The 11,224-nt window shown below is 61.4% G+C and carries 8 protein-coding genes and 1 pseudogene; 1 reads left to right on the top strand and 8 read right to left on the bottom strand.

The annotated features are described in order from the left end of the window. Positions 1-102 precede the first annotated feature (102 nt). The 7 genes and pseudogenes from GIW04_RS04070 to pilM form a co-directional block, all read right to left on the bottom strand. Complete coding sequence (locus tag GIW04_RS04070) at positions 103-1,680, bottom strand: SPOR domain-containing protein (RefSeq protein ID WP_057709582.1); 1,578 nt, start codon at positions 1,678-1,680, stop codon at positions 103-105. A gap of 9 nt (positions 1,681-1,689) precedes the next feature. Then, a complete protein-coding gene (aroB, locus tag GIW04_RS04065; protein WP_069556714.1) occupies positions 1,690-2,790 on the bottom strand; it encodes a 3-dehydroquinate synthase in 1,101 nt (366 codons plus the stop codon). A gap of 126 nt (positions 2,791-2,916) precedes the next feature. Next, a complete protein-coding gene (gene aroK, locus GIW04_RS04060; protein WP_003187914.1) occupies positions 2,917-3,435 on the bottom strand; it encodes a shikimate kinase AroK in 519 nt (172 codons plus the stop codon). Positions 3,436-3,439: 4 nt separating this feature from the next. After that, a pseudogene (locus GIW04_RS04055) lies at positions 3,440-4,693 on the bottom strand (type IV pilus secretin PilQ); the annotation flags it as partial. A gap of 141 nt (positions 4,694-4,834) precedes the next feature. After that, complete coding sequence (locus GIW04_RS04050) at positions 4,835-5,806, bottom strand: pilus assembly protein PilP (RefSeq protein WP_120247911.1); 972 nt, start codon at positions 5,804-5,806, stop codon at positions 4,835-4,837. Further along, the gene (locus GIW04_RS04045) at positions 5,803-6,354 is read right to left on the bottom strand and encodes a PilN domain-containing protein (RefSeq protein ID WP_003187909.1); all 552 of its coding nucleotides are present in this window, start codon (positions 6,352-6,354) and stop codon (positions 5,803-5,805) included. Before GIW04_RS04045 ends, GIW04_RS04050 begins: the two co-directional genes overlap by 4 nt. Then, positions 6,351-7,007 carry a type IV pilus assembly protein PilM gene (pilM, locus tag GIW04_RS04040; RefSeq protein WP_169856546.1) on the bottom strand — a complete coding sequence of 219 codons (657 nt, stop codon included), beginning with the start codon at positions 7,005-7,007 and terminating at the stop codon, positions 6,351-6,353. The genes GIW04_RS04045 and pilM overlap by 4 nt, the downstream gene beginning before the upstream one ends. Before the next feature lie 233 nt (positions 7,008-7,240). On the opposite strand from pilM, the gene GIW04_RS04035 reads away from it, so the two are divergent. Next, a complete protein-coding gene (locus tag GIW04_RS04035) occupies positions 7,241-9,703 on the top strand; it encodes a penicillin-binding protein 1A (protein WP_410174405.1) in 2,463 nt (820 codons plus the stop codon). 213 nt (positions 9,704-9,916) lie between these two features. Here the strand turns inward: GIW04_RS04035 and GIW04_RS04030 are convergent, their stop codons facing one another. After that, a complete protein-coding gene (locus GIW04_RS04030) occupies positions 9,917-11,185 on the bottom strand; it encodes a malic enzyme-like NAD(P)-binding protein (RefSeq protein WP_003187906.1) in 1,269 nt (422 codons plus the stop codon). Positions 11,186-11,224 lie beyond the last annotated feature (39 nt).

The raw sequence follows: 11,224 nt of genomic DNA, 5'->3' as shown, positions 1-11,224 counted from the left end.
TGTGGCGCAGACACCACAAAGCGCGCGGCCTGTAAGGGCAGCACGCACTTGCGGATTTTTTTGAGGTGCCGGGAGGGCGGCCTGGGTAAGGCCGCCGGATCTTCAGCGAGTTGCTGCCAGTTCTTGTTGAACGCTGGCAACAGTGCGAGGCCAAGGTTTACCAGCCTGAACCTTCGCTGGCAAGGCTTTGATGGCAGAATCGGCTGCGGCGCGGCTTGGGAAGCTGCCGTAGGTGATCACGTAGAGAGGCTTGCCGTTGAGCACTTTCTTGAAATAACGGTACTGGCCGCCCTGCTCTTTGACGAACGCCTGGGCGTTGGCTTCGGAGCTGGTGCCGAGGATCTGTACCACAAAGTTGCCGGTAGGCTGGCTGCTGTACCAGCTGCTGCCAGCAGCGCCGGCCTTGGCAACGGTGGCGGCTGGTTTTTCCGCAGGCTTGGCAGCCGGGGCTGGTTTGGCGGCTGGCGCCGGTGCAACAGGCTTGGTCACCGGAGCAGGCTTGGCGGTGGCAACGGTCGGCGCCGGAGTCGGAGCTGGCTTGGCGACCGGAGCAACCGGCGTCGCTGGCACACCGGCCGGTACGCCTGCAGGTGGTGCGGTGGTGGTCACGGTCGGCGGCGTAGCGCTGGAGCCTTCCACCGGCACACCGTCGTCGCCTTCGGAGATGCCGCCAGCTTCTTCGGCCAGCGGGCCGCGCATCACAGGTTGGCCGACCATCGGCAGGTTGGTCGGTTGGCCGGAGTTGGCAAATTCGACGTTTGGCGTGGGCTTGCCCAGTGGCAACTGCGCCTGTTCGGTTGGCGCGCCGGTGGTTGTCGGTGCTTTGTTACGGCCCGGGATCAACCAGGCGGCGGCAACAGCGACCACGACAACGGCGGAAATAGCCAATACGTGCTTCTTAGGCATAGTGAACCCCATCTTTGGACGCTTGACCGCAGAGCGGCTGGCAATCATGGCTTCGATCATGGCATCGCGGGCAACCTGGTTGATGTTTCCAGGCCAGCCATCGGAGCTTTCGTGAATATCAGAGATCTGCGCAGCGGTGAAAAGTTCGATACCCGCCCCGGCGCCTTCAAGGCGCTGTGCCAGGTATTCGCGGGTTTCTTCCTCTTCGTACGGCTGCAACTCGATGACGTGGAACAGCTCCTGCTCACCACTGATCTGCTCCAGATCGGCGATCAGCGACGACTCACCGAACAGGAACACATGCGGGCGACCTTCCGGCGTACCCGCCGCCAGCGCCAGCAGCGCTTCGAGGGCGGACTCGTCGAGCTGCTCGGCATCGTCTACCAGCAGGTAGACTTCCTGGCCGGTCAGGCCCAACTGCACCACTTGCTTGAGAATCGCGTTCGGCTCGGCATTGGAGACGTCCAACGCCTGCGCCACCTGGCGCAGTACGCCGGCCGCATCACCGGCACCGCGGGCCGATACCACCACACTCTGCACCGATTGTTTGTTGGTGCTGGCCACCAGCGCCTGGCGCAGCAAGGTCTTGCCGCTGCCCAGAGGGCCGGTGACCACCAGCAGCAACTGGCTGTAGCGCGCGAGGTGATGCAACTGCCCAAGCACCGGTTTGCGCTGGGCGGGGAAGAATTTGAAACCCGGCACCCGTGGAGCAAAGGGGTCGTGGCTCAAGTGGTAATGGCCGAGGAACGCCTCGTCGGCATGCAAACTAGTCATCGGGTCTTATTAACCTTTGAGCTGGGCCAGGGCGCGGTAATCCGCTCCCAGCGTGGCCTGTAGAATCTCTTTTGGATAATCGTCGGTCACCACGGCTTCGCCCATGTGGCGCAGCAGTACCAGTCGAAGTCGACCGTCGATCACTTTCTTGTCTATCGCCATATGTTCAAGGAAATCCGCCTCGGTCATCTCCGCAGGCGGAACAACCGGCAAACCGGCGCGCTGGAACAGGCGGATACCGCGATCACGCTCTTGGGCGCTGATCCAGCCCAGGCGCTGCGACATGTCCAATGCCATCACCGTGCCAGCCGCTACGGCTTCCCCATGCAACCACACACCATAGCCCATGTGCGTTTCGATCGCATGGCCGAAGGTGTGGCCCAGGTTCAGCGTGGCCCGCACGCCGGACTCGCGCTCGTCGGCGTTGACCACCAGCGCCTTGGCCGCGCAGGAGCGGGAAATCGCTTCGGTGAGCGCCACCTGGTCGAGGCCGCGCAAGGCGTCCATGTGCTCTTCCAGCCAGGTCAGAAACGGCTCATCGCAGATCAGCCCGTACTTGATGACTTCCGCCAGGCCGGCCGACAGCTCACGCGGTGGCAGGGTGTTGAGGGTAGCAGTGTCGATCAGCACAGCTTGGGGCTGATAGAACGCGCCGACCATGTTCTTGCCCAGCGGGTGGTTGATACCGGTCTTGCCGCCCACCGACGAATCGACCTGGGACAGCAAGGTGGTCGGCACCTGGATAAAATCCACGCCGCGCTGGTAGCAGGCCGCGGCAAAACCGGCCATGTCGCCAATCACACCGCCGCCCAGGGCGACCACAGTGGTTCGACGGTCATGGCGTGCGGTCAGCAGGCCATCAAAGATCAGTTGCAGGGTTTCCCAGTTTTTGTGGGCCTCGCCGTCAGGCAACACCACGGAGATCACCGAGTACGCCGCCAGGCTGCGGCTCAAACGCTCAAGATACAGCGGCGCAACCGTTTCGTTGGAGATGATCGCCACCTGCCGGCCGGCAATATGCGGCGCAAGCAGTTCGGGCTGGTCCAACAGACCTGCGCCAATGTGGATCGGGTAGCTGCGCTCGCCTAGATCGACCTTAAGTGTCTGCATGTGTCCCCGCGTTGAAGATGGAGTGACGACCGGCACTGTCGATATCTCGACACCGCTTGGTGGCTCTACGCCATACCTTACAAGGTGATGGCGCGCCGCCGAGAATAGCGCATTTCGGGCCAGGCTTTAACGGGGTGGCAACCGTTGCAGGCGCTCAAGGATGTCGAGTACGACCATCCGAGGTGGCCGCTCATCGGTTTCTACCACCAGATCGGCGATTTCCCGATACAGCGGATCGCGCAGCGCCAGCAGATCCCGCAGGGTTTTAGCCGGGTCGGCGGTGCGCAGCAACGGGCGATTGCGATCACGGGCGGTACGGCCCACCTGCTGTTCGACCGATGCGTGCAAATACACCACCCGACCACCAGCATGCAGCGCCCGACGGTTTTCATCGCGCATGACGGCGCCACCGCCAGTCGCCAATACCACGCCATCGCAGCCGCACAGCTCGGCAATCATCGCCTGCTCGCGGTCACGAAAGCCCAGTTCGCCTTCTTTATCGAAGATCCATGGGATATTGGCACCCGTGCGCAATTCAATTTCCTTGTCGGAATCTTTGAATGGCAGGCGCAGCTCTTTGGCCAGCAAACGGCCGATGGTGCTTTTTCCAGCCCCCATCGGCCCTACAAGAATCAAATTTCGCACAGAATCAACGACTCACAGCAATCGCCTGGTTATTCATGATACGCGGAGTCAGGAATACCAGCAGCTCGGATTTTTTCTCCGCCAGCACATCGCGCCGGAAAAGGCGGCCAAGATACGGCACATCGCCCAAAAATGGCACTTTATCTACCACTTTGCTTTGGGTATTGGAGAAAACCCCGCCAATGACGATGGTCTCGCCATCCCTGACCAGAACCTTGGCGTTGACCTCGTTTTTCTTGATCGGCGGCACGTCATTGAGGCGGTTCAGGTAGTCGGGCTCATCCTTGGTGACCTTGACCGCCATGATCACATGGTCGTCAGGGGTGATTTGCGGCGTGACTTCAAGCGACAGCGAAGCCTCTTTGAACGACACCGAGGTGGCGCCCTGGGAGGTGGATTCCTGGTAAGGAATCTCGGTGCCCTTGAGGATGCGTGCAGTCTCTTTGTCGGAGGTGACGACCTTGGGCTGCGAGACGATCTCACCGTTGCCGGTTTTTTCCATGGCAGTCAGCTCAAGGTCCAGCAACAGGTTGTCGGTGATATAGGCGATCCCCAGGCCCGAGGTTCCGGCCAGCGCCCCCAAGTCGACAAAGGGTGAACTGGGCGGGTTTTGCGGCGGCTCGGCGCCGTCTGCCTGCGGCTTGGCAATACCCCCAACGCCGCCGTGGCCGCGTGTGAGCCGCCCACCCCAGCGCACACCCAGGCTTTTGTCGTAGTCGACATTGGCCTCCACAATTCGCGCCTCGATCATGACCTGGCGTACCGGGATATCCAACTGCGCCACGATGCGCCGCAGCTCTTCGAGCCGCTCGCCAGTCTGGTAGGCAATGATGTTGTTGGTGCGGTCATCCACCGCCACCGAACCGCGCTCATCGGTGGCGCCCTCAAAGCCGGTCACCGACTGAAACAGCTTGGCCAGGTCGGCGGCCTTGGCGTAATTGACCTGCAGCAGCTCCCGCCGCAAGGGCGCCAGTTCGGCCATCTGCTTGCGCGACTCCAGCATCAACAGCTCGCGAGCGGCCAATTCATCGGCGGGCGCCACCAGCAACACGCCCGCCTTGACCCGCTTGTCCAAGCCCTTGGTTTGCAGCACCAGGTCCAGCGCCTGGTCCCAGGGCACATCCTTGAGCCGCAGAGTGATCGAGCCCTGCACCTCATCACTGGTCACCAGGTTGAGCCCGGCGACATCGGCGATTTGCTGCAATACCGCGCGCAGGTCGATTTCCTGGAAGTTCAGAGTCAGTTTGGCGCCTGTATAGCTGACCGACGAGGCACTGTCAGGCGGCGGCAGTTGGATCAGGTCCAGGCGATTGGGCACAGCAGCAGCCATCGGTGCCGTGAACGCTATCCATAGCGCCACACCGAAGGACGAGAAGGTCCTTTTCATTGTTTGATTCCGTTATGAGTTGACGTTCAGCACAAGGGTTCGCGGGCGTTGCAACCAAGCGCCCTGTCCATCGGGAAACAGCTCCACCAGCTCGACAGCCGCGTCCTGGATGGCCGTGACCTGGCCATGATCCGGCCCCAGGTAATCACCCACCGCCAGTCGATACACCCTGGCTCCAGCGCGCAGCAAGGCGAAAGCCTGCATACCCCTGGACAGCGTGCCGACCATTTCGAACTGTTCCAGGCGCATACCCTCCAACAGCCCCCGTGGCCGGGTGAAATTCGGTGCAAGAGCGGGCCGGCCAGGCACATGGACTGCTTGCAAGGCAGGCGGCTTGAACGGGTCGCGCAGGGACGACGGGGCGTAGACAAATGGCGGCCCGGGATCGAGTACCTGACGGGCCTTGCCGTTTTGCAGGGTGCCACGATAGGTCTTGGCGAGCATGTTCAGACGCAGCAAGGCGCCCTGATGCCCAAGCGTAACGTCCTGCACGGTAACTACCCGAGGCAACCCACCCAAGGCACCGACAAACGTCGCCAGGTCGTGGTAAGCCCCGGAGGCGCTTATCTGCATGGGTTGTTCGATATAAAGCTGCCGAGGAATTTCATCCAGCACACTGATGCCTTCAACCCACACCCCATGGGCAGCCGCCAGCCGGGCGAGGTCTTCCAGCACGGCTGGCACCTCGGGCTCGCCGGGCAATTGCCCGAGAAGGCTGGCAACATTGTCTTCCATGCTCCGCACCTGCTGGGTGCGCAGTTCAAGGCTGGCGGCCAAGCCGGTCTTTTCTGTGAGTTGCTGCTGCAGCGCCTGCTCCCGCGCCTCAAGCCCGTGCAATCGCTCCCGCTGCGGCCCCCCATGCGAAACTTCACCTATCGCCAGCACCACGCCGGCCAGCGCACAGCCAAGCAGCACCTTGCCCGGCAGGGACCATTTAGCAGCGTTGTCAGAGAGCATGGAAAAATCGAGCCTGGGCAGGCTCATGGTTGCGCCTCGCTGGATTCCCCCTGGCGCACCATCAGCTGGAATTCACTTTCACCGCGCGCACCTTCGGCCTGCACGCGCTGCAGGCGGGTCGAACTGGAGCCCTGGGCTGGCTTGAGCTGCTGCATCAAACGGGCGATATCCTGGTTGCTTTCAGCTGTGCCGCGAATGCTGATGGTGTCGCCGTTTGCGACCACCTCATGCAGATGGACACCTTCAGGCACCGCACGAGCCAATTGCTCGAACAATCGAGCCCCGGAAGAGCGGGCATCATGCAGGTCCTGCACCACCTTCATGCGTTCGGCCAGTTGCTGGCTTCGCTCCTGAAGATCGTCGATGGTCTTGATGCGCGAGTCCTGGGTGGCGATGTGCTCTTCCAGGCGGCTGTTGCGGCTTACCTGCCGGTCTATCGCCTGGTCGATCACTTGATCAGCCAACCACAATGCCGCGAGCGCCACGCAGGCAAACGCCAGCAATAGCACCAACAGGTATTTGCGCCTGCGCTGCGCCAGGGCCTGGCGCCAAGGCAAAAGATTGATTCGTGTCATCCAGCGAAACTCCTCAGGGCCAGCCCGCAAGCCACTCCCATCCCTTGGGCATCCAAGGCCCATTGTGCACCATCGACTCTATGACCCGGCGTGAAGCTGGCAAAATCCTGAAGGCAAGCGCGCTGCAATGCAAACCCTTCTACATCGACCACTCGCGGCACCAGCCCCGCCAGGGCCAAAACCGCCTCGCGCGCTTCGACCTGCTCGCGCAGGCACGCCGCCAGCATCACCTCTACCCACTGCGGGCCTTGAGCCGATGGCCCTTGAACCTGAAAGTCGATGGCCACTTCATCCAATGGATAAGGGATGAACTGGTCGGCTTCCATCTGGATCTTCCAGGCCATTTCCTCGTCGCTGAGGCCGGCGTCCATGTCAATCAGCCGGGTAATCACCGACGGGCCTGCAACCGCCACGGCAGCGTATCGGGCCGAGGACCCCAATCTCGACCGCGCCTGTTGCAGCACCCGCCCCACGGTTTCAAGGTCCAGCAGGGTGCCATCGACCACCGCGTGGGGCGGCAAAACTTGCGTGACGTAGCCCTGGACGCTGAAACCGCCGGACGAACGGCCCAGTTCGATCAACTTGATACCGCTGTCATTGATATCGACCCCCAACACCGTGTCGACTTTTCGCCTGAAATATCCCTTTCCCATAAAACTCCCCAAAACTTTCCCTGTCATACCGGCTGTCATCTCGCCTGATTGCTGCCAGGCACCTTGCATTCGGTCGGCTTGTTCAAGGCTCGCGAATGACGCCCCAAGCCGAAAAATGCTTTAATGCCCAGCGTTTTTTCCCGCTTTTTATCTGCTGCCCGGGTCGATCCATCGTTTGCCATGCATGCCCCGACGCGTAACTCTTTCTTTTCTCTGGAAATCCAAAAGCCTTGATTCGTCTGCTGAAGTTTTTCGGGTACTCCATTGTCGCCATCGTCTGCGGGCTGCTGCTCGTATTCAGCGGGGCCTACCTCTACCTTAGTCCGGGTTTGCCCTCCGTAGAGGCCCTCAGAAGTATCCAGTTGCAGATTCCTTTGCGGGTCTACAGCAGCGATGAAAAACTGATCGCGGAGTTCGGCGAAATGCGCCGCACACCGATCCGTTTTGCCGACATTCCGCCCAATTTCATCAGCGCATTGCTGTCCGCCGAAGACGATAATTTCGCCAACCACTACGGCGTAGATCCCAGCAGCCTGGTGCGCGCAGCCACGCAATTGGTAAAAAGCGGACACATTCAATCCGGCGGCAGCACCATCACCATGCAGGTGGCGAAGAACTTCTTCCTTACCAGCGAGCGCAGCTTTTCCCGCAAGGCCACCGAAATCCTGCTGGCGCTGCAGATCGAACGCCAGCTGACCAAGGATGAAATCCTCGAGCTGTACGTCAACAAGATTTACCTGGGCAACCGCGCCTACGGCATCGAGGCCGCGTCGCAGGTCTACTACGGCAAGTCAATTCGTGACGCCAGCCTGGCGCAAATGGCAATGATTGCTGGCCTGCCCAAGGCGCCGTCGCGCTTCAACCCGCTGGCCAACCCGGCGCGCAGTAAAGAACGCCGCGACTGGATCCTGGGCCGCATGTACAAGCTGGGCAAGATCGACCAGGCCGCTTATGAAAGCGCCGTGGCCGAACCGCTGAATGCCAGCTATCACGTGCCGACGCCGGAAGTGAATGCACCCTATATCGCTGAAATGGCCCGCGCCGAGATGGTCGGCCGTTATGGCAGCGAGGCCTACACCGAAGGTTTCCGCGTGACCACGACGGTACCGAGCAATTTGCAGGAAATCGCCAACCATTCGGTACATGAAGGCCTGATCACTTATGACCAGCGTCACGGCTACCGCGGCCCCGAGTCGCGCCTGCCGGGCAAGACCCTGAGTGCCTGGACCACCGAATTGGGCAAACAGCGTTCGATCAGCGGCCTGGACCCGGCCATCGTTACCCAGGTATCGAAAGACGGTATCCAAGTGCTGACCCGCTCTGGCGAAGCCCATGTAGCCTGGGACAGCATGAAGTGGGCACGCCCGTTCCTGAACACCAACAGCATGGGCCCGATGCCCAAGCAGCCCTCCGACGTGGCCCAGGTTGGCGATTTGATCCGCGTGCAACGCCAGAAGGATGACAGCCTCAAATTCAGCCAGGTGCCGCTCGCCCAGGGCGCCCTGGTGTCCCTGGACCCGCAGAACGGTGCAATCCGCGCGCTGGTCGGCGGTTTTGCCTTCGAGCAGAGCAACTACAACCGCGCCACCCAGGCCAAGCGCCAGCCAGGCTCCAGCTTCAAGCCGTTTGTCTACAGTGCCGCGCTGGACAACGGCTACACCGCCGCCAGCCTGGTCAACGACGCACCAATCGTGTTTGTCGATGAATACCTGGACAAGGTCTGGCGCCCGAAGAACGACACCAACACCTTCCTCGGTCCGATCCGCATCCGCGAGGCGTTGTACAAGTCGCGCAACCTGGTGTCGATCCGCCTGCTGCAGGCGATGGGCGTAGGCAAGACCATCGACTACATGACGCGCTTTGGCTTCGCCAAGTCTGACCTGCCGCCGAACCTGTCCCTGGCCCTGGGTACCGCAACCCTCACGCCAATGGAAATCGCCACCGGCTGGAGCACCTTTGCCAACGGCGGCTACAAGATCGCGCCGTACCTGATCGATAAGATCGAAAGCCGCAATGGCGACACCCTGTTCACCGCCAACCCGCCACGGGTACCCGGCGATGTGGTCAATGGCGTGGCCGCCACCGACGGGCTCGCAGCACCGAGCAACGGCGGTATCACCATCGAGCCGACGCCAGGCACGCCAGCGGCCGCAAACGCCGGCGCACCCGCTGAACCGCAAGCGCCAGCAGTTGCCGAGCGCATCGTGGATGGCCGTACCACTTATATCCTCAACAGCATCCTGCAAGACGTGATCAAGAAGGGCACCGGCCGCCGCGCACTGGCCCTGGGCCGTGCGGATATCGCCGGCAAGACCGGTACTACCAACGAATCCAAGGACGCCTGGTTCTCCGGTTACAACGGCGACTACGTGACCACCGTGTGGACCGGCTATGACCAACCGGAAAGCCTGGGCCGCCGCGAATTCGGTGGCACCGTCGCCCTGCCGATCTGGATGAGTTACATGGGCGCCGCCCTCAAGGACAAGCCGCTGCACACCCAGCCGGAACCGGAAGGCATCCTCAGCCTGCGCATCGACCCCATCAGTGGCCGCGCGGCCTCCCCAAGCACACCGAATGCGTACTTCGAGCTGTTCAAGAGTGAAGACACGCCGCCGTCGGTCAATGAACTGGGCAACGGTGTAGTGCCGGGCAGCCCGCTGCCGGCGGATGAAGGCGCGCCGATCGATTTGTTCTGACCTGATCACGCTGATCGGCCGATCGTTCCCACGCTCCGCGTGGGAATGCATCCTGTGACGCTCTGCGTCACGACCTTAAAAGCCGACGCGGAGCGTCCAGGTGGGCATTCCCACGCAGAGCGTGGGAACGACCAGCCATAGGCGCTCGCTACCCACAAAAAAGCCCCGACTGATCACTCAGCCGGGGCTTTTTTGTGGGTGCGCTATAACGGCTTAGCCGTTGAACACATCATCCACGCTTTGCAGCGGGTAGTTCTTTGGATACGGCAGGGTAGCCACACCAGTCTCGATCGCGGCCTTGGCCACGGCATCGGAGATCAGGGTGATCAGGCGCTTGTCCATTGGTTTGGGAATGATGTACTCACGACCGAATTCCAGCTTGGCGCCACCGTAGGCGTCGCACACGTCCTGAGGTACCGGCAGCTTGGCCAGCTCACGCAGGGCGTTGGCAGCAGCCACTTTCATTTCTTCGTTGATGCGCTTGGCGCGAACGTCCAGGGCACCACGGAAGATGAACGGGAAGCCCAATACGTTGTTGACCTGGTTCGGGTAGTCCGAACGGCCGGTGGCCATGATCACGTCGCTGCGGGTGGCGTGGGCCAGCTCAGGAGCGATTTCCGGATCCGGGTTGGAGCAGGCGAACACGATAGGGTTCGGCGCCATGGATTTGAGGCCTTCAGCGCTCAGCAGGTTCGGGCCGGACAGGCCAACGAACACGTCGGCACCGTCGAGGGCGTCAGCCAGGGTGCGCTTGGAGGACGGGTGGGCGAACATCGCCTTGTACTGGTTCAGGTCGGTACGCTCGGACTGGATCACGCCCTTGCTGTCGACCATGTAGATGTTTTCCAGCTTGGCGCCCATGCTGATGATCAGCTTCATGCAGGAAATGGCTGCGGCACCGGCGCCCAGGCAGACGATTTTCGCCTCGCCCAGGGTTTTGCCAGCGATTTCCAGGGCGTTGATCATGCCGGCTGCGGTAACGATCGCGGTGCCGTGCTGGTCATCGTGGAATACCGGAATGTCGCACTGCTCGATCAGGGCCTTTTCAATCTCGAAGCACTCAGGTGCCTTGATGTCTTCCAGGTTGATGCCACCGAACGTGATGGAAATGCGCTTGACGGTGTCGATGAACGCCTGCGGGCTTTCGGAATCGACTTCGATGTCGAAAACGTCGATGCCGGCAAAGCGCTTGAACAGCACGCCCTTACCTTCCATGACTGGCTTGGAAGCCAATGGGCCGAGGTTACCCAGGCCAAGAATCGCGGTGCCATCGGAAATCACTGCAACCAGGTTGCCTTTGCCGGTGTACTTGTACGCCAGCTCTGGGTCACGGGCGATTTCACGTACGGGTTCGGCAACACCAGGGCTGTAGGCCAGCGACAGGTCGCGGGCTGTGGCAGTGGCTTTGGTGAGCTCTACACTCAGCTTTCCTGGACGAGGATTGGCATGGTATTCGAGAGCGGCAGTTTTCAAATCAGACATATCGGCATTCCGCTTTTACTGTTGGTCGACGGACCGCCG

Origin of the sequence: Pseudomonas sp. PA-4-8C, assembly GCF_021606625.1 — a bacterium.
In the GTDB taxonomy this organism is placed as follows: domain Bacteria; phylum Pseudomonadota; class Gammaproteobacteria; order Pseudomonadales; family Pseudomonadaceae; genus Aquipseudomonas; species Aquipseudomonas lactis.
This window is presented reverse-complemented; position numbering and strand designations above follow the sequence as displayed.

Excerpts from the sequence above, each read along its gene's own strand:
- GIW04_RS04070 (WP_057709582.1), bottom strand. The coding sequence starts at position 1,680 with ATGACTAGTTTGCATGCCGACGAGGCGTTCCTCGGCCATTACCACTTG.
- aroB (WP_069556714.1), bottom strand. The coding sequence starts at position 2,790 with ATGCAGACACTTAAGGTCGATCTAGGCGAGCGCAGCTACCCGATCCAC.
- GIW04_RS04050 (WP_120247911.1), bottom strand. The coding sequence starts at position 5,806 with ATGAGCCTGCCCAGGCTCGATTTTTCCATGCTCTCTGACAACGCTGCT.
- GIW04_RS04045 (WP_003187909.1), bottom strand. The coding sequence starts at position 6,354 with ATGACACGAATCAATCTTTTGCCTTGGCGCCAGGCCCTGGCGCAGCGC.
- pilM (WP_169856546.1), bottom strand. The coding sequence starts at position 7,007 with ATGGGAAAGGGATATTTCAGGCGAAAAGTCGACACGGTGTTGGGGGTC.
- GIW04_RS04030 (WP_003187906.1), bottom strand. The coding sequence starts at position 11,185 with ATGTCTGATTTGAAAACTGCCGCTCTCGAATACCATGCCAATCCTCGT.